At 52.2% G+C, this 18,865-nt stretch carries 19 protein-coding genes; 6 read left to right on the top strand and 13 right to left on the bottom strand.

Annotated elements, in window-relative coordinates; translation table 11 throughout:
• Positions 1-4: 4 nt before the first annotated feature.
• The 5 genes from J2T14_RS11330 to J2T14_RS11310 form a co-directional block, all read right to left on the bottom strand.
• Positions 5-964 carry a carbohydrate ABC transporter permease gene (locus J2T14_RS11330; protein WP_307470827.1) on the bottom strand — a complete coding sequence of 320 codons (960 nt, stop codon included), beginning with the start codon at positions 962-964 and terminating at the stop codon, positions 5-7.
• Positions 961-3,957, bottom strand: coding sequence for an extracellular solute-binding protein (locus tag J2T14_RS11325; protein ID WP_307470825.1), 2,997 nt, complete (start codon positions 3,955-3,957; stop codon positions 961-963). Before J2T14_RS11325 ends, J2T14_RS11330 begins: the two co-directional genes overlap by 4 nt.
• Positions 3,958-4,158: 201 nt before the next feature.
• The gene (locus J2T14_RS11320) at positions 4,159-5,568 is read right to left on the bottom strand and encodes an ABC transporter substrate-binding protein (RefSeq protein WP_307470822.1); all 1,410 of its coding nucleotides are present in this window, start codon (positions 5,566-5,568) and stop codon (positions 4,159-4,161) included.
• 812 nt (positions 5,569-6,380) lie between these two features.
• Positions 6,381-6,581, bottom strand: a complete 201-nt coding sequence (locus tag J2T14_RS11315) for a copper ion binding protein (RefSeq protein WP_307470820.1) — start codon at positions 6,579-6,581, stop codon at positions 6,381-6,383.
• Between the two features lie 22 nt (positions 6,582-6,603).
• Complete coding sequence (locus J2T14_RS11310) at positions 6,604-6,876, bottom strand: metal-sensitive transcriptional regulator (RefSeq protein ID WP_307203464.1); 273 nt, start codon at positions 6,874-6,876, stop codon at positions 6,604-6,606.
• A 354-nt stretch (positions 6,877-7,230) separates the two neighbouring features.
• Between J2T14_RS11310 and J2T14_RS11305 the strand changes: the two genes are divergently transcribed.
• Positions 7,231-7,968, top strand: coding sequence for a glycerophosphodiester phosphodiesterase (locus J2T14_RS11305; RefSeq protein ID WP_307471926.1), 738 nt, complete (start codon positions 7,231-7,233; stop codon positions 7,966-7,968).
• A 5-nt stretch (positions 7,969-7,973) separates the two neighbouring features.
• On the top strand, positions 7,974-9,176 hold the full coding sequence (locus J2T14_RS11300; protein WP_307470818.1) for an SLC45 family MFS transporter: 1,203 nt from the start codon (positions 7,974-7,976) through the stop codon (positions 9,174-9,176).
• A 348-nt stretch (positions 9,177-9,524) separates the two neighbouring features.
• On the opposite strand, the gene J2T14_RS11295 is transcribed toward J2T14_RS11300, so the two are convergent.
• From J2T14_RS11295 to J2T14_RS11285, 3 genes are all read right to left on the bottom strand, one after another.
• Positions 9,525-10,391: a YitT family protein gene (locus tag J2T14_RS11295; protein WP_307203026.1), complete on the bottom strand. Its 867-nt coding sequence runs from the start codon at positions 10,389-10,391 to the stop codon at positions 9,525-9,527.
• 199 nt (positions 10,392-10,590) lie between these two features.
• Positions 10,591-10,884, bottom strand: a complete 294-nt coding sequence (locus tag J2T14_RS11290; protein ID WP_307203028.1) for a hypothetical protein — start codon at positions 10,882-10,884, stop codon at positions 10,591-10,593.
• 103 nt (positions 10,885-10,987) lie between these two features.
• Positions 10,988-11,815: an alpha/beta fold hydrolase gene (locus tag J2T14_RS11285; protein ID WP_307470816.1), complete on the bottom strand. Its 828-nt coding sequence runs from the start codon at positions 11,813-11,815 to the stop codon at positions 10,988-10,990.
• Positions 11,816-11,964: 149 nt separating this feature from the next.
• On the opposite strand from J2T14_RS11285, the gene J2T14_RS11280 reads away from it, so the two are divergent.
• Together J2T14_RS11280 and J2T14_RS11275 are read left to right on the top strand one after the other, a co-directional pair.
• Positions 11,965-12,399 (top strand): Lrp/AsnC family transcriptional regulator, encoded by a 435-nt coding sequence (locus J2T14_RS11280; RefSeq protein ID WP_307470814.1) that lies wholly within the window; start codon positions 11,965-11,967, stop codon positions 12,397-12,399.
• 152 nt (positions 12,400-12,551) lie between these two features.
• A complete protein-coding gene (locus tag J2T14_RS11275; protein WP_307470812.1) occupies positions 12,552-13,505 on the top strand; it encodes a TRM11 family SAM-dependent methyltransferase in 954 nt (317 codons plus the stop codon).
• 19 nt (positions 13,506-13,524) lie between these two features.
• Here the strand turns inward: J2T14_RS11275 and J2T14_RS11270 are convergent, their stop codons facing one another.
• Together J2T14_RS11270 and J2T14_RS11265 are read right to left on the bottom strand one after the other, a co-directional pair.
• Positions 13,525-14,319 (bottom strand): alpha/beta hydrolase, encoded by a 795-nt coding sequence (locus tag J2T14_RS11270; RefSeq protein ID WP_307470810.1) that lies wholly within the window; start codon positions 14,317-14,319, stop codon positions 13,525-13,527.
• Positions 14,320-14,498: 179 nt separating this feature from the next.
• On the bottom strand, positions 14,499-14,963 hold the full coding sequence (locus tag J2T14_RS11265; RefSeq protein ID WP_307470808.1) for a divergent PAP2 family protein: 465 nt from the start codon (positions 14,961-14,963) through the stop codon (positions 14,499-14,501).
• Between the two features lie 203 nt (positions 14,964-15,166).
• On the opposite strand from J2T14_RS11265, the gene J2T14_RS11260 reads away from it, so the two are divergent.
• Positions 15,167-15,859, top strand: a complete 693-nt coding sequence (locus J2T14_RS11260; protein WP_307470806.1) for a Crp/Fnr family transcriptional regulator — start codon at positions 15,167-15,169, stop codon at positions 15,857-15,859.
• A 29-nt stretch (positions 15,860-15,888) separates the two neighbouring features.
• Positions 15,889-16,317 carry a DMT family transporter gene (locus tag J2T14_RS11255; RefSeq protein ID WP_307470803.1) on the top strand — a complete coding sequence of 143 codons (429 nt, stop codon included), beginning with the start codon at positions 15,889-15,891 and terminating at the stop codon, positions 16,315-16,317.
• A gap of 8 nt (positions 16,318-16,325) precedes the next feature.
• Here J2T14_RS11255 and J2T14_RS11250 read toward each other — a convergent pair whose 3' ends face one another.
• Genes J2T14_RS11250 through J2T14_RS11240 form a run of 3 tightly spaced genes read right to left on the bottom strand, consistent with a single transcriptional unit; the run spans position 16,326 to position 18,679 of the window.
• On the bottom strand, positions 16,326-17,168 hold the full coding sequence (locus J2T14_RS11250) for an MBL fold metallo-hydrolase (RefSeq protein ID WP_307470799.1): 843 nt from the start codon (positions 17,166-17,168) through the stop codon (positions 16,326-16,328).
• Between the two features lie 8 nt (positions 17,169-17,176).
• Positions 17,177-17,938 (bottom strand): ABC transporter permease, encoded by a 762-nt coding sequence (locus tag J2T14_RS11245; RefSeq protein ID WP_307470797.1) that lies wholly within the window; start codon positions 17,936-17,938, stop codon positions 17,177-17,179.
• A gap of 3 nt (positions 17,939-17,941) precedes the next feature.
• Entirely contained in the window at positions 17,942-18,679 is a 738-nt protein-coding gene (locus tag J2T14_RS11240; protein ID WP_307470795.1) for an ABC transporter ATP-binding protein, read from the bottom strand.
• Positions 18,680-18,865: the final 186 nt, after the last annotated feature.

Here is an 18,865-nt window from a genome sequence, read left to right as displayed (position 1 = left end):
TGGTTCAGTCCTTTCCTAGCCATCTGAAGATGAGACGGTTAAGGCCGATCATCATGCAGAACAGCACGACGGCGATCGCTGCGGCGTAACCCATCTCAAATTTGATAAAGGCGTAATCGAATAAATGCGTCAAAATCGTATGGCCGGCGTAAAGCGGGCTCGGCAAGCCGACAAGCTGCACGCTGACGTCGAATACCGTCAGCGAGGATACGACCTGCAGCACGGCGCCGAACAGCAGCTGCGGACGAACGGACGGAATCGTGATATAGAATAGCTGCTGCCATCTATATTTGATGCCGTCGATTCCGCCTGCTTCGTACAAATCCTTCGGTACGTTCTGCAAGCCGGCGAGGAAAGCCAGGAAGCCGACCCCCATCGACATCCAAAGCGATACGATGACGATGACGGGCACGATCGAATTAATGTTTTGCAGAAACAGGTACGGCTCGTCGATTACGCCAAGCTGCATCGCAAAGTAGTTCAGCAAGCCTTTGCGGTCGCCCGCGAACAGGTAGAGCCAGACGACGGACATGGCCGTCGCGCTCGTAATCGATGGCGTATAATAGCAAAGCGTATAAAAGAACCGGTATTTTTGCGGAATTTGGCTAATGAGCCAAGCGAGCATAAACGCCATCGCGTAACCGACAGGACCGGTAATAAACGCGAATTTCAGCGTAATGCCGATCGCCTTCAGGAAGATGTCGTCGTCGACGAACAGCAGGCGATAGTTGGACAAGCCGATAAACCGCGGCGATTCCAAAATGTTATAGTACGTAAAGCTGAGCACAATCGATGTAACGACCGGAATAATCGTAAATAACGTAAACAGGATAAGAAACGGGGCGAGAAACAGGTAAGATACCCTGTTTCTCTTCACATCCTGCCATAGCAAGGACAGCTTGCCCTGCTTCTTCGGAAGGCGCTCCGCGGCTGGAACTGCCGATGTACTTGTCTCTATGCTCACGGGCTTACGCCTCCTTCTGCAGCTTTCTGCGCCGCGCCGCCTTCGGAATCCAGACCGAATTCCTCGCGTTTCTTGCGCAATTCCTTGTTGATTTCCTTAACGCCTTCTTCAACGGCCTCGCGCGGTATTTTGCCGTTCAGGACGATTTGGTTCCAGATGTTCGCGATATGCCGAGTCGTGTAGTAACCGCCGATTACGACTTCGCGTTCCTTGAACCATTCCCATTGCTCCAAGATGGCGTTAATATCCGACGTCTGCCACGGCATCCGCTGCAGCGCCTCGATGTTGGCGGTGTTCCAGCGGGCTTCAACGCCAAGCAGCGATTCCAGCTCTGAGCCGAAGCGCTCTTGCGTATCCGCGCTGGTCCACCATTTCAGAAACTCCCATGCGTCTTCCTTCATATCCGTATCCTTGAAGATCATGCCCGTCTGAGCAATACCGCCCGTCGAACGGTTGATTTGGCCGTCGGCCTGCGAGGTGCCCGGCATCGGCTTCATGCCCCACCAGCCGGTCAGCTCAGGCGCTGCCGTGGACAGCAGCACGTAAGTCGAATAATCGGCAACGCCGATCGGCATTTCGCCGGAACGGAAGCGGTTGTAGAAGTCGGCCTGCTTGGAAATTTTGAAGTTCGTGAACAATCCCGTCCACAGCTTGAACGCCTCCATCGCCTCCGGAGAGTCGAGATTGGAGAACTTGCCGTCTTCTTTGTAAAATTCGCTGTTATGCTGGAATAGGAACGGAGCGAATTCGTTGATGGCAAGCCCAGGGTTGTTCGGCGCATGCGGATAGAAGAAATCCATGCCGTTCTGCTGAAGCAGCGGAATGAGATCCATCACTTCCTGCCACGTATCCGGAATATCCTCTTCCTTGACGCCCAACTGCTCCATAATGTCTTTACGGTAGAACAGCATGTTGAAGTTCTGATTCTCCGGCAGAGCGTAGCTGCCGCCGTTGTATTTGTACGGAATAAGGGCGCCCGGTCTGAACCGGCTTGCCACTTCTTCGTAATCGTCGAACTCCTCCAGGTTGACCAATCCGTTACGAACGGCATAGTCGATCGGAATTTCGCCTTCAACGCCGAGCGCGACATCCGGCGCAAGGCCCGACGTGCTGGCCAGCAGCAGCACTTGCATCTGCTGAGCCGGAATCGTATTGACGTTAACCTTGATGCCGGTCTCCGTAGTAAAGTCTTCGTCAATCATTTGCTTAATGATGTCGACCCAATCGCGGCCGCGCGCTACCCATACGTCGAGCACTTGCTCGTCCGCGTACACGTTGCCGATGCCGCCGTAGTTTTTCGTAAACGAGCTGCCGAAGTCGTACAGCATCGTGCCCGTTCTTGCAAGCGCGCCTGCATCCGCTTTTGGCCAAGCTTGATCGGACGACTTAATAATCAGATAGTCGAGCAGCAAGCTTTGCTTGCTGAGGCCGTTGACCCAAGTTCCCAGCGATGCCTGCAAATCGTTGAATTGCCCAATGCGGGCCGGAATGGTCGTCGTTTCTTCCGCCATGCTCAGAATAACGTCGCGCGCCTCGTACAGCGTGCTGACCTCCGAGCTTCCTTCTTGTACGCCAAGCGCGTACAAGCCTTTGATCGTATCATCGAACCGCTTCGCCATCAATTGAAGGCGCGGCACAAGGTTCGTAATGTTTTGCTCGAGGCGCCAGTCGCCGTTCGGGTCCGGGTTCGTGCCCGTAACCTGAATGACCTCGCGGCCGATCAGCGACATTTTGCGCGTTGTATCCGTCACCGTCTCCAGCATCCGGCCAAGCGCGCCGACCTGCACCTCCATGCGGATCGTGTGCTTGCCCTTCTCGAGATAGACCAGATACGGCTCTTCCTCAGTTGCGCCGAACTGCTTGATTTGCCATTCCGCTTTGTACGGGAACGACATTCCCTCCATTTCCTTGAACGGCAGCTTGCCGTCGATTTTGATCGAGCGCTGCACCGGCATGCCGTTCAGGAACCATTGGCCGTAACGGGCGCCGAGCTCGTACAGACCGCTTTCGGGCACATCGATTTCCCATTCGGCCCATTGACCGCCCGTGCGCCAGCTCGCGCCGCCGAACGTGTTAAGAACGATCGAATCCTTCTTGAACGGCTCCGTCGCCGGCTCGCGGTCCTCGATCCGCTTCAGCGTCGGATCGGACTTCAGCGTAGACAGCTCGGCCTGCGCTTTAATAAGCCGCCCTTCAACCTTCTTGTAGCCTTGCTTCTCGTATTCGGCCAGCACCTCCGCGTAAGCCTTCACATGCACCGGCGAGAAAATGTCGATCGAACCGATTGCGGCAGGCTCGCGTACCGCTTGAATGTGGAGCGTATGCTCGCCCTTCGTCAAATAGAATCGGAACGGCTCGTACACCTTGCCCTCCGCATCGACGAAATCGCGGTATTGCCATCCGGCGACCTCTACCCTGCGCGGGTTGAATTCGTTGCCTTGATTGTCGAACCAAGGCTCGCCGCCTTCCTTCCACATCCGTTGGAATTCCAACTTCTTCGCTTGGTAGAAAGGAAACGCGCCGTCGATTTGTACGCTGCGGACAACGGCCGAGCGTTTGCCTTCAAGCGCATAATAGCTCATACCCATTTGATAATAGCCGTCCTCAGGCACCTCAAACGTATACTCCGCCCAGCTGTCCTCGTCGATAAGCGCCAGCGCTTCGCCCGCTTGACCGCCAAGTCCGCTTTCGATCCGCGTACCCGCTTCGCTGACAGCCGTATAAGCGGCTGATTCGATCGACAGCTTGAAGCCCTCCGTATCCTTCGCGCCTTGCTCATTCCAGCTGTCCGCATATTTATTAAAAGACGGCTCGAGCTTTCCGCCCGCGTCTTCACCTTCCAAAATCGACGATTCATCGATGGTATCATCCACCGTAATGCTTGCCATTACACTATCATCGTAGCCCCTTGAATTGTTCCACCATATAAAGAAGCAGATCAATGCGGCAATAACAACCAACGTTACCCTAAACTTTTTCAGCCAACGAATCACCAAGGAGCACCCCCTTGCCATACCAGCGTAAACGGCTGCCGTCGCGGCGCGACGCAGCTTTCGTTCCGAATGAACCTCTCAAAATATATGCTTTGATTATAAGAAACGGCAGACGCCGCAATTCGCGGCGCCGCATCGTTTCATGCTATCTATCGAGATACAGCAGGGAGGCATACACGTCCCCCCCTAAATGTGCAAGGCCTATTGCTGAAGTTCTTTGATAAGCTTGTCTTTTTCGGCTTTCAGCTTATTCTCGATGTTTTCTTGCGCTTGCTGGATCGCCGTCTTGGAATCGATGTTTTTGTCCATTGCGGCAAGCACGTTTTCAACCCACAGCGGCCATGCCATGCCGTCCAGACGAGTATAGCGTCTTACAGGAAGCTTCTTCGCAAGTTCGACGTAAAGCGCATAGTCCGCTTGATCGCCAAGGTAAGGATTCGTGTGGTTCAGGTACCATTCTTGGCTCGTAATATGGCTCCAGTCCGGTTGAACCGATTGCTCGATCCACAGCTTCCATGCCGATTCGTGAGTCGTCGCGAATTCTACGAACGCCCAAGCGGCTTCTTTGTTTTGGCTTTGCGAAGGAATAACGAACGTCGAACCGCCCATGCCTACGTTGAGGCCGAAAGGCATCGTCGTCGCTCTCCATTTGCCCGATTGATCCGGGAAGTTCTCTGCCAGACTGCGCGCGGCCCAGTTTCCGGCTACGAACATCGGGGACTCGCCTTTCTTCACGCGCTGCTTGCCTTTATCGCTAAGAATGCCATCATGCGGAGCAATTTTCAGTTGATTTACTCGCTTCGAAATGTCAAGGAATTTCACGAATTCATCCGTGTTGCGGACCCAGTTCATTTGATCGTCATAGTAGCCGTAGGAATCGCCCAGCCAGTGAACCGGTGAATCGCGCCATTCCATCGCATACTTGCCGTTTGCTTTCAGCGTTTGAGCAAGCGTGAAGAAGTTTTCCGGATCTTGGATGTATTCGCCCAGTTCGGCAGGATCAGAAGGCAATCCAAGCTCTTCGAAAATGTCGGCGCGGTAGTACGTTACGCCCGGCGTAACGTCCCAAGGCATACCTAGCAGCTTACTGCCGTCGACGGAAGACCAGCGGTTCCAGTTGTATTCGGATACGAGGTCTTGGTATTTGCCTGCGTCATACGGAGGCTGAAGAAGGTCTTCCAGCACGTTGCCGGTCGAGTATCTCGGGAATTGGCCTTGCTCGACAAGCGCTACGTCAGGAGCGCCTTTGCCTGCGGCCAGCGTCGTTTGCAGCTTGTCGTGCAAGTCTCCGAAAGGAACGAAGATCGTGTTCAGCTTAATGTTCGGATATACGGCGTTGAACGCTTCCTGGAAAGCTTTGTCTTTGCCGTTCTTTTGGTTGTCGAGGAATGTCCAGTACGTCACTTCGCCGGAGATGCCTGGATCGATCGACGACTTCATCGTTCCGTCGTCTTCGGCCGGAGCGTTCGTAGCCGCATCGCCGCCGTTGTTAGCCGGCGCATTCGTCGCTGCATTGCCGCCGTTGTTTGTTTTGGCAGTGCCGCCAGAGCATGCCGATACGAGCATAATGATCGCCAACACCATAATGAAAGTGCTTGCAAACTTCTTCATAAGTAATTTCCTCCCTTGTCTACTTCCGTCAATTTCGTTTTCATTCACTTGCAGGAGATGTACGCAAAATAAATAGCATCAAAGAAAACGTTTTCATTTACTACCGGTAATAAAGAGGTTAATATAAGTCTTATAGTCTTTCAAAAACAATGACTCCCTTTGTTTCTCTGAATCGATTAACAAATTAATTAACTGTAAGATGAAGTACGATTACCCCGCAAATTTCCGCTAATCCTTACATTCATCGCAGCTCACCCCCACCAGAAATAACCATTATATTAATTGATTAATGATTTTGTTACATAACTTATTTTAACATGAATTTCCCTCATTTCAACCCCTAAATCTTCATTCTAAAAATAAAAATTGTAAGCGCTTGCTGGGAGAAGCTATCAAATCAGCGTGAAACCGCGTCATTAGTGACTTCCCAGGTATTTATACGGGCAAATAAAAACGGTATCATCCACCCCTTTGGCGGCTGATACCGTTGCTTCGCTCTAGCATTTATTGAAGGTTTCGATAGTAACTAACATTTTTCGATAGTGATTAACTCTTTTATGAAAGAGGTCGCTCCAACTTATTCCACCGAAATCGTAAAAGGCACGATGAAGGTTTCGTCCGCCCTTTGGAATCGTCACCATACTTTGTTGATGCCCGCTACCGGAAACGTCGCTTATGACAACGACATGGCCGATTGCGCCAAAATACGGCTGCAGGCCGGTAATCCTTCATTCAACATACCCATATAGGGTATGTTTAAATTAAAAAGAAGGGAGGCTGCAATAGCCTCCTTCTAATTAATGCCGCACATCTTATACGACGTCGTAGCCTTGGTCCTCGATAGCCGCTTTAATCGAGTCCAGCGATACTTTCGCCTCGTCGTATTCGATCGACACCTTCTTGCTTGCCAGATCGACCTTGCCCGCAGCCCCCGCGTTGCCTACCGCTTTCTCCACAGAGCTGACGCAATGTCCGCAAGTCATGCCCTCTACCTTCAACGTTACGTTTGCCATTGTAATTACCCCTTTCGAATGATTATTTCATTAATTTCTGAACCGTCGTAAGAAGCTCGTCAATCACTTCGTTCTCGCCTGCCTGGATACGCTCGACTATACAGCTCTTCATATGGCCTTCAAGCAAGAGCTTCCCGACGCCGTTCAGCGCGGATTGCACGGCTGCTATCTGATTAAGCACGTCATCGCAGTAAGTATCCTTCTCGATCATCGCCTTAACGCCACGGATTTGTCCTTCGATCCGGTTAAGCCTAGTCGTCAGATTCGCCTTCATCTTGTCCGAGTGATGGCTCATGCGCTCCGTCTTCGAGCCGCAATGGTCGCTTCCCGCTTCCGGCGCGGCGCATTCACTAGCGTGAGCATGCTGATGATTATCGTTTGTCGCTGTTTCCTTCACCATTTGCATACCTCCATGGGGTATATTTGATAATTGAATCATATCATACCCCTAAGGGGTATGTAAAGCCTCTTTTTCATTTCTTTTTCGATAACCATTACCGGCGTTTACGTTAGTCTTGCTATTTGCTTCATTTCAGGTACTATTATGGTGAAAACGTATTCTTCCTTCTAATCGAAAACGATGATACAGCGGAAACAAAAGTCGGTTATATTTTATTCGCGACCTTACAAGCAGAAAGGATGGATCAGCATTAAACAGCCTATTAACTTTGCCCATCGCGGCGCAAGCGCTTATTGTCCCGAGAATACGATGGCCGCTTTCGCCAAAGCGCTTGCGCTTGGAGCAACAGGAATCGAAACCGATGTGCAGAGAACGAGAGACGGGAAGATCGTCCTTATCCATGACGAATCGCTTGCACGCACGGCCGGCTTGAACCAATTCGTAAAAGATACCGATTATGACGAAGTAGCGAAGCTGGATGCCGGAAGCTGGTTCGATCCCGAATTCGGTACGGAGCAGGTTCCTTTATTGGAGCAGCTGCTGGAGCTCGTGAAGAATACCGACACCATCGTGAATTTGGAGCTTAAAAACGGTGTCTTCCTGTATGAAGGCATGGAGCAGCAAGTGATCGATCAGATTCGCTCGTACGGCTTATCCGAACAGATCATTATATCCAGCTTCAATCATTATTCGCTTGCCCTATGCAAGCAGCTCGCACCGGAGATCCGCACCGGAATCTTGTATATGGAAGGGCTGTATGAGCCATGGGCGTATGCGAAGACGCTGCAAGCATCGGCTCTGCACGCCAATAAGCATGCTATACTTCCAGAGTGGGTAGAAGGGGCGGCCCAGAACGGCATTGCCTATCACCCTTGGACAGTCAACGACCCAGCAGAGATGGTTAGTCTTATCGATGCCGGCGTCGCAGGCATCATTACCGATTATCCAGATCGACTCGTTCAGGTGCTGCAATCGAGAGGAGCGTAACCGTCATGAGGAAAACGTGGCTGCTCGGCTTTGGTTTTTTTAGTATTAGCATTACTTGGGCGCTTTACAATGCGTTCGTGCCGTTCTTCCTCGATAATTATTTATCGAGCACGCTGCTGATTGGCTTCATGATGACGATCGACAACTACTTTGCTCTTTTCCTGCAGCCGTGGGTCGGCAACCTCAGCGACAAGACGAACACGAGGTTCGGGAAACGCCTGCCTTACCTCATGATCGGCATGCCGCTGGCCGCCTTATTCGTCGCGCTCGTGCCGTTCCATGTCAGCCTCGTAACGCTCGTCGCCTTCATGGTGCTTATGAACTTGTCGATGAGCGTGTATCGTTCGCCGACGGTGGCGCTGATGCCGGATATTACGATCGACAGCAAGCGCTCGCAGGCGAACGGCATCATTAACTTCATGGGCGGCATCGGCGCGCTGCTCGCCTTTTTCGTCGGTTCGAAGCTGTACGACGCGGATCATTCATTGCCGTTTCTGTCCGCTGCCGTCATCACGATTATAAGCTTAGGGATTCTCATGTTCGTCATTAAAGAAAAACGCGATACTGTCGCGTATATCCCTGCCGAGCAGAGAGAAAAGCTGTCTTTCAGGAGCGAGCTGAATCGGTCGACGGTCTTCCTGCTTGGGGCGATCTTCTTCTGGTTTCTGTCCTATCAAGGCGTAGAGGCGCTCTTCACCTTGTACGGCGAGAATCATCTAGGCTTAACGGAAGGGCAATCCGCCTTCTCGCTCGGTTTCTTCTCCCTTGCGCTCGTGCTTGCGGCTATTCCAAGCGGACTTCTCGGACGCAGGTTCGGCAAGAAACGGATTATTATGATCGGAGTCTCCGGTCTCGTTGTGATTTTCGCAGCGATTACATTCATCGACGCCTTGCTTCCGCTTCGGCTGCTCATGCTGGCGGGGGGTATATTCTGGGCGATGATCAACATTAATTCCTATCCGTTTATTATCGGTCTCGGCAAGGAGCAGAGCATCGGCAGACGTACGGGCATTTACTATGTATTCTCGTCGCTTGCCGCGATTGCCTCGCCGCCGCTTATGGGCGGATTAATCGACCTGTTCGGCTACTCCATCCTGTTCTACGTCGCTTCCGGCAGCATGCTCATTGCACTCGCCTTTCTATTCGGCGTCCGCGACAAGGGTCTCGCCCGCGACACGACCGCGACAGGGCATTCAACAACCGCTTAATACTAACAGCACCCACCACGAAACCTCATATAACGTACTCAGAAAAGCCTATATTGGATCTTTGCATTAACTTTTGCCGATTAAGGAGACTCTCCAAGCCTATATTGGATATCTGCAATAACTTCCCATCGGAATGCTTCATTTAGGCGGTTCAAGAGCGAAGTTAATGCGAAAATCCAATATAGCTGCTACCGGGTCCTCCTAAGGATGTTCTATCCTGCAAAAAATCCATTATAGCAGTCCCTATCAGCGAGCCAGCTCGCAAAAACAGACCTTCAACAAAAAATCCGATCCCGCGTCTCTTTGACAACGGTTCGGATTTTTTGGGTTTACCCATGCTTGTTCAAATTAATGGATGCTGCCTTTGCTGAAGCTGCCGCCCATGACGTCCGATACATGCTCGATCGCGATGAACGCTTTCTCATCGATGGATTGCACGATCGACTTCAACTTTGCAAGCTCAAGACGCGTTACGACGCAATAAATCATCTGCGTCTCTTCCTTGGAATAGCCGCCGCGCGCTTGGATGAGCGTCGTGCTCCGTCCGAGTCTGTCCATGATCGCCGACGATATCTCATCATGCTCGCTGGAGATGATTGTGACCGACTTCGACTCTTCGAGGCCTTCCACAACGATATCGATTACCTTAATCGCAATATAATACGTGAATATCGAATACATGGCCGAATCCCAACCGAAGACGAAGCCTGCAACAATAAATACGACAACATTGAAGATCATTATAATTTGTCCGACCGGCATGCGCATTTTTTTGGAAATGAGAATCGATACGATCTCTACCCCGTCAAGCGATCCTCCGTAACGAATAACAAGTCCGACGCCAGCGCCGAGAATGAGACCTCCGAACAGCACGGCCAGCAGCTTCTCATCGGTGAAGGCCTCTACATGATGCAGCAGGGCTGTCGTGACCGACATCAAAGCGATGCCGTACAGCGTCGAGATCGCGAAGGTTTTGCCAATCTGTTTATAACCCAAAACAAGAAACGGTACGTTCACGATAAATAAATAAAGACCGATTGGCAAGGGAGTCTTGGCCGCCAGCATAATTGAAATCCCCGCAATGCCTCCATCAATTACGCTATTCGGAACGAGAAACAATTCCAAAGCGACACCCATCATAATCGAACCAATCGTTATGAAAACGAATCTTTTGAGAATTTCCGTAAATGATAACCCTTTATGTACTTTCGCCAAAAGCCCAACCTCCTATATAAGTTTTCCTTATTAAGACTTTAGCACAGAAAAGGCATTTTCTCAAAACAGAGTCCCCGCATAAGACTGTCTTCCATTCTGTGAAAAAAAGACGCTACCCTGCGCAAACAACAATGATTACGCGGAATAGCATCTTTCAATCGGTCAAAAATATTTTATTCGATTGCGGATTGCCAGCTTCTTAATCGATGTAGCCGGCGAGCCCCTTGTCCATCAAATAATCCATCTCGGCATCAAGAATCGATTCGACTTGCAGCTCGTTCAGACTAATATCGCGGCGCCCGAGAATGTAATCGACCAGATCGTCGCTGTCGATATCCACCTCGCCCTTGGCGTCTGCCTTCGCATCGTTAATGTACGTCTGCGCATGTTCTAGCACCAGCTTGACGGCTGCCGCTTCAAGACCTGTCGCCTTCGTTATATACTGAAGCAGCTCCTGCTCGTTCACTTGCTCGTTTTGTTGTTCCTTGCTCATGGCCACTCATCTCCTCATTCGTTTCGCTCCCTTTTATTGTACCATATTGCTCCTTATTTCTTGCAAGGTATGGCCGTGAGGACCCATTGGCTCCATGACAAAGTTATTTCGATTGCAGGAATTCAAGCACGGTGCTTAGGAATTCAGCTTCATACTCCACATTCGACAGGTGAACGGCAGGAAGCACAAGGAGGTTCGCGTTCGGCACCGTCTCGGCGATTAATACGCTATGGCTGGGAAGCGTCACTGTATCATACTGGCCGGCAATGACCAATGTCGGACTGTTGATAAGGGCGACAGTACGGCGCATATCCATGTCACGGATGGCAGCCCAGCTTCCTGCAATGCCCTGCGGACGGGTAGCGAGCACCATCTCGCGAAATTTCGCGACGATAGCGTTCTCCGACTCCAGCATATGCGAAGGGAACCAGTTCTTCATGAACATATCGGCGAATTCGCTCATTTTCTCGGGCTGCAGCACGGAGGCGATTAACCCCTCCCACTGATCGGCCGGCCCCAGGTAGGAGGATGTATTGCTTAGAATGAGCCGGCCGAGCCGCTCGGGAGCGTAGATGCCGAGCCATTGTCCGATAACGCCGCCAAGCGACAGCCCGAGGAAATGCACACGGTCGATATGAAGAGCGTCAAGCAGTTCGATTACATCCCGTCCCAGTCTGTCGAACGAATACGGACCGGCGGGCGTATCCGAGTTCCCATGCCCCCGATAGTCGTAACGCAGCACGCGGAAATGCAGGGATAATTCGGCTATCTGCCCATCCCACATGCTCATCGAGGTGGCAATGGAGTTCGCAAGCATCAATACCGGCTTATCGGCCGATCCATCGATTCGGTAAGCAATCCGAACTCCATCTCCTGTCGCGAAAAAGTTTAATCCGTCGGTCTCTCTGGTTTCGTGTGATGTCATGGTCATCGTTCTCATTCTCCCTCACTGGTTATTAGTGACATTTTATTGGAATTGACCTACAATTTAAATGAGAATATGAAGGAGTTTGGGCCCTAAAACCTTAATTCTATCGTTGTTTCCGATCGTATAACTTATAAAAATGAGGTGCTCTGATTATGGATCGCATCGATTACCAAATATTATCAACGCTTCACGATAACGCCAGAATTACGATTTCCGAGATGAGTCGAATGATAGCGATGTCGCAGCCGGCCGTAACGGAACGACTCCGGAAGCTCGAGGAGCAGGGGGTCATAACGGGCTATCGAGCGGAGATCTCCCCCTCTAAGCTTGGCAAGCATACAACCGCGTTTGTCCTGTTTAAGTCGAATAGCTGCAAGGAGTTCGAAGTTTTCGGCGAGGCAACCCCAGAGATCGTCGATTTGTATAGAACCGGCGGAGAGTACAATTATTTATTGAAGGTCGTAACCGAAACAAGCGAAACCTTGGAAACCTTTCTTGAGACTTGCAATAATTTCGGATTTTCATCGACCCTCGTTGTTCTTTCCACGCGATTCGAGGATAAAAGTTTGGTCGGAAGCACGGAATAATCCGATCAACGCATGAACAGGCTGCCTGTGCTTGGCTCATCTGTCGGTCATCGCTGACCTCTTTTGCTTTTTACGCCGTTAAAGGCTATCGTTGTGTCATACCGCCATTTATACTTGAACGTTATTTCATTGATGAAGAGGATGCGAACGAATTGACAGTAACCGGTCAGACGCCATTATTTATATATACCTATGCTTTTCGCGAGGAAGAGCATTCGCTATGCCGCCTCGAGATGCGCGCTTTCTTCGGAGAGGACACGGAGGCCAGCCTTATCGCCAGCCCAATCGGGATTCACCCCGACCGCAGCCCGTTCTTGAGGGAAAGAATCGAAGTTGTACACGCAAGCGACCGCCTGGATGAAGTGGTAGAATTGGCGAAGCAGATCCATATGGGCGACGAGACCTTCAAAGTTATTTTCGTCAAAACTAATGATCTCGGCCCAGCCGACAAATGGGATTATGACAGGCAGCGCGGCATAGAAAGGGATATTGGCCTTAGCATTGAAGGAGAGGCCGATGTGCATCATCCGGATGTCACTTACGGTCTTGTCACCTTAGAGGGACGTTGGTACTTGGGTTACTATACGAAGAGCAAGGCGATATGGCTGGACCATATGAAGAAGCCCCGGAGCTACTCCATTGCGCTTAGCACGCGGGTTGCGCGAGCGGTAGCCAACATAGCCGTGCCGGAGGTTGCGGGCGTTAAGGCGATCGATCCATGCTGCGGAATCGGGACGGTTCTCGTTGAGGCGTTGTCGATGGGGATCGATATAGAAGGCCGCGACTACAACCATTTCATTGCGAAGGGCGCGCGGGAAAATGTCGCTCATTTCGGTTACGATGCCCGCGTGGCGTTCGGCGATATTGCCGATGTGACCGAACATTACGATGTAGCGATTATGGATATGCCTTACAATCATTTCTCGACCTCGACGCCCGAGGCCCAGTTCGCTCTGCTGGAGCAAGCGCGCCGAATCGCTGATAAGGCGGTTATTATTACGGTAGACACAATCGACGGGATGATTGCGGACGCCGGATTCGTCATACGAGATCGCGGCGTCGTCCGCAAAAGCCATTTCATTAGACAAGTTATCGTCTGCGACTAGAATGAATGCAGACGTGCCATTATTCGAAGCCGTTATAGGCAAGCCATGATGCACAGGCGTTCGTCCAGCCGCGCGTATGCGGCTCTTCCTCGGCCATCCCTAGACCGTGCTTGCCCTTCGCATAGACATGCAGATCGAATAAGACGCCATGCCTGCGCAGCGCTCCTGCCATCAGCAAGCTATTCTCTACGGGCACGGCCGCATCGTCGGACGTATGCCATAGGAATGTCGGAGGGGTATCGGCCGTGACGTTCAGCTCCGCGCTATGCCGCTCTGCAATGGCATCGTCGAATGCTTCGCCAAGCAGGTTCATTCTTGAACCGGTATGCGTATACGGATCGGTCATCGTAATGACCGGATAACAGAGAACGAGAAGATCCGGTCTGCAGGATTGACGCTCAATCGGATCTTCGGCGTCCGGGTTTCCTTTGTCGTAATCGGTCCCGGCATTAGCGGTCAAGTGACCGCCCGCCGAGAAGCCCAGAAGACCGATTCTCTTCGGGTCGACGCCGAAGCGCTCCGCCTCATGACGGACGGTTCTGATTGCGCGCTGTGCATCCAGAAGCGCGCACGGATATGGATAGGGTGCTACCCGGTAACGCAGAACGAACGCGGATACGCCAAGCGTATTGAGCCACTGCGCGATGGGCTCGCCCTCATGATAGGCACGTCCCCCGTACCCTCCTCCAGGACATATGACGACGGCCGGCCGGTTACTCCCGGCGACCAAATACGGTGTGATGGCCGGACGATCCTCATCCGTGGCGCCTTTCGCATACGGTGCCCCCTCAGGCCATAACAATTGCTGTTTCATTGCCAAGCTCCCTTCTTTCCCTTATGTTCGCATCGTCTACCGGCCGAATCTTGAGTATGCCTATCCTATGCTGAAGGCTCTTCTGCCGATGCTGATACATTCTGCGTCCCGTCCGCAATTCCTTCCGAGGCGCTGGAAATAAGGGAAACCGACTTGACTATCGCCAATATGCTATGCCCCTACGTACGGCGAGCCTTCAATGCTCCAATGCATCCGATCAGCGTACCGAGTGCCGCACCCGCGAATACCTCTCTTGGCTGATGGCCTAGGCTCTCCTTCAGACGCTCGCTTCTGCGCGTATGGTATACACCTGGATGATGGCCTGCCAGCTTCTCTACGTCCGCATCCAGATCATTCACTTGAATCGCAATCTCTCCAGCATGTCTCCGGATGTTCATCGCATCGTACATGACGACAATGCCCAGCATCGCGCTAATCGCGAACTCGGGTGTCTTTAAGCCATATTTCGTTGCCGTATAGGCAGCCAAGGCGCTAACTCCGCTCGAATGCGAGCTGGGCATGCCGCCCGAACCGATTAGTTGGCTTATATCCCATTCGCCCGTTGTCGCTTTATGCCAAGGCAGCTTCAATACTTGCGCCGTGCCTACAGCTATGAGCGCTGTTATTAATCCTCTATTTGCCAAACTATAATGCCCTCCTTTATAATCGCTCCGAACTTCCTCCTCAGCTTGCCCTCCCAAACCGTAAATCATGAGTCGATATTGCCGCTTGATAACATCCCGCTCGCGTGTTATTTTTGTGTGTGAAATAGGACATATGTCCTTTTGAATAACGGCTGCAATTTCTACAATGAGAAGCAGGCGGCAGAACGGAGGAGATTGTCCGGGTGGAACAAAATCATTCCCGTATTGCCAAGTACGTGAAGTCGCATCGGCTTGACGCTATATTCGGCGAAGAAACGATTAAGGATATGAAGCTCCTGTCCTACGGGAAGGGGCAAGCCATATGCGCGGCGGGAGATCGGCTCGATCATCTCTATTTGCTCGTGAAGGGAAAGATCAAAGTGTATACGTTGCTGCCGAACGGCAAGTCGGTGCTGCTTCGTTTCAACGAGCCGCTCGCCATCATCGGCGATATGGAGCTTATGACCGGCTATCCCGTTCGCTGCACGGTAGAATCGGTCGGCGAAAGCTTGTTTATCGCGATTAAAGCGGATGCGTTAAGAGAACGGGCTTTCGATGATCCCCGTTTTCTAACTTACATCATTAAGGGGCTTAGCCATAAGCTGTATACAGCTTCGAACGCGTCGAGCCTCAATCTGCTATACCCGGTCGAGAACAGGCTTGCCAGCTATCTGCTATCGATATCGCCGGAAGCTTGCATCCATCCGGCTCTTGAGGAGATGAGAACCGAGAAGCTGACCGACCTTGCCGAGCTGCTCGGAACGAGCTACCGTCACTTGAACCGCGTCATTACGAAGCTGGAGAAGGAAGGCGTCATAACTCGCAAGCGGGGAATTATCGTTATTCGCGATGCGCACCGAATGAAGGAGCTGGCCAGCGGCAATCTGTATCAATAGTGATGAGAAATAGAAGGAGGCGGTAAACGATGATGGGAATTATTTATTCATTGCTTGGAGGGATCTTCGTCAGCATACAAAGCGTCTTCAATACGAGATTAAGCGAGAAAGCCGGATTCTGGGTGACGAATACATTCGTCCACGGAACCGGCTTCGCGCTGTCGCTTATTATTATGTTGATTTTGAAGGACGGCAGCATCGCCAAGCTTCCGACCGTCAATAAGCTGTACTTGGTCGGCGGAGCGCTCGGCGTCATGATCGTCTTCTCCGTCATGAAAGGAATCACGGCGCTTGGACCGGCCTACTCGGTTGCACTGCTGCTGATCGCGCAGCTCATCGTGGCGCTGCTGATCGATAGTTTTGGGTTATTCGGGATCGAGAAAGTGCCGTTCACGATGAATAAGCTGCTCGGCATCGCCATTATGGTCGCTGGAGTCGTCGTATTCAAGCTAAAGTAAGCCTATCCCTACTTCATGTAAATAAACCGCTCGCCGGGTGCGAACATATGGAACTTCCGCGCCGGATAGTTCCGATACGCATAATCGACGAAGTAGGCCGGATTCTCGTCATTGTGCGGGAAAAGGCCGTAGTGCATCGGAACGAGCATGTCTGCTTGGATCTGTGCGGCAATCTCGATCGCCTCGCGGTAATTGCAGTTGCCGACGATGCCTTTGGCGCCGCGGACGAAGTCGCGCCCGTTAATCGGCAGCATCGCGATATCGATTCGCTTCGGTTTAAGCCATTCCGCCAGCTCGGGAAAACCGACCGTATCTCCGGCATGGTACACCTGCACGCCGCCGAAGCTGGCGACAAACCCGAGAAATTTATGCTCGCCGCCTTCGTCCGTCTCGAATTGTTCATGCTTGGCGGCATGCGCCTCGAGCAGAAGACCGTCCGCCAGTTCGAGCGTTTGCCCGTGCGAAATGCCGATAAGCTGCCCGTCACGGAAGCCCCATTCCTTCATTAGCCCAAGATGCGCCTTCGGCACGATAAACTTCGTCGTTGCAGACTTCCCGATCGCTTGCAGCGTCAGCTTGTCCATATGATCCTCATGATGATGGGAGCATACGACGTAATCCACGCCGGTGCACTGCGCTGGAGCAAGCGGCGGCTCGAATGCCCGCGACCATGGCGGCCCGCTGCTTTCGTATACCCAATCGCTTAAGTAAGGATCGAACAATACCGTACGTTCCCTCCACTTAATCAGGAAGCCCTCTTGCCCCATTGCCCATAGCGCCAGCATCTGCTTCGGAAGTTTCGTCGCCTCGATCTCGCTCAGCAGCTCCGCCCCGCTCTTGTATACGTTCATTTCGAATATCATCCTTTTTGCTCTGGAATTTGAATGCGCAGGTCTTTCGTAAACCATAACCGGTAGCTAAGCAAGCTTAATATGATGCTCGTAACTGCCGCCGAGCTGGCGAAGGCGAACACGATCAAGATCTGGTAGCGCACCGCATCGATCGGGTTCGCCCCGGCGATAATCATGCCCGTCATCATGCCCGGAAGCTGAACGAGACCTACCGTCTTCATGCCGTCGATCGTCGGAATCATGCTTGATTTGACCGCCCGCTTCGTCACGCCGGCCATCGCCTGCTTCGCATTAGAGCCAAGCGACAGCAGCACCTCGATCTCGCCTTTGGAAGCCTCGACCTCCTGCTTCATTTGATTCAGGAAGAGGCCGGCTACGACCATCGCGTTGCCAATCGTCATGCCGCTAATCGGAATGATGTATTGCGCCGTCGCATCGATAATGCCGAAGCCGATCAGCAGTCCCATCATCAGCAGCTCCGTCGTGCCGATCGCCGCGGCAACCCGCCATACGATTCCGCGCAGGCCGGCCCCTCTCTTCGCCGCGTTCAAGCAAGCGATCGTAAGCATAAACAGTACGATCAAGGCAATCAGCAGCACGTTCTTCGTGTTGAATACGAATTGCAGCACATACCCCACGAGCAGCAACTGAACGGCGGAACGTATCGTGCCGATTGCGATATCCCTCTCCAGGCCGAGCTTCTGCCACACGGACACCAGCATCGTAATCATAACGAACAGCAGCGTAAAGCTAAGCGCCAATAACGACATCAGCTATTCCCCGCTTCCTGAGGCTCGAATGTACTTGAGCCCGGCGTCCGTAGCCGGATGTTGGAAAAACGACTCGGTCCCGCCTTTCTCGAGCAGCGTACCTTCCGCCATAAACCATACGGTACGGCTAACCTGAAGGGCCTGCTCCAAGTCATGCGTCACCCAAATCAACGTCGTCCCCTCCTCGCGATGCCGCTCCAGCAGCACATCCTCCACCTTCTGCTTGGAGGCCTGATCAAGGGACGCCGTCACTTCGTCCAGCAGCAGTACCTGCGGCCGCAGCATTAACGAGCGAAGCAGCGATACGCGCTGTTTCTCGCCTCCCGACAGCTCGGACGCTTTCTTGGCGGGATCCAGTCCGCCGAGTCCCAGCCGCTCTCTCAGACGTTCGGCATGCTCGCGATCAAAGGGCTTCCCATGCAGCAGACTTGCCGTCTTTATGTTGTCGTCGATCGTTCCGGGCAGCATGACCGCCTGCTGGGCTACATAACAAACGTTCATCCGCCATTGTCGCGGATCCATCTCCGCCTGCGGATTATTATGCAAGCGGATCTCGCCTCCGTCTGGCGCATCCAATAAGGACATTATGCGCAGCAGCGTGCTCTTGCCTTGCCCGGACACGCCAAGCAGCGCAATGCTGTCCGGCTCGGCCACCTCGGCATTCACGCCGGCGAACAAAGGGGTACTTTCTTCCGCACGCCGGTTTTTCTTAATATTTTCCAACTGCAATATCGGAATCACGCACGGGAGCCCTCCTTTCTGATCTCGTTCCATTATAGCAACACAGCAATCCGCAACATAGTGGGAGCTCCACTTATTGCGGCTCAATTTAATTCTTTTTAAAGAACAAAAAAAATGCTATATTGTTACGGAGATGGCTGCAAGAAAGCGATTACAGCCCGTTTTTTTATAATTAGAAGGAGCGTT

The organism is Paenibacillus harenae, from assembly GCF_030812415.1.
Lineage (GTDB): Bacteria > Bacillota > Bacilli > Paenibacillales > Paenibacillaceae > Pristimantibacillus > Pristimantibacillus harenae_A.
Note: the sequence above shows the minus strand (reverse complement) of the source record. Positions and strands in the feature narration are given on the sequence as shown.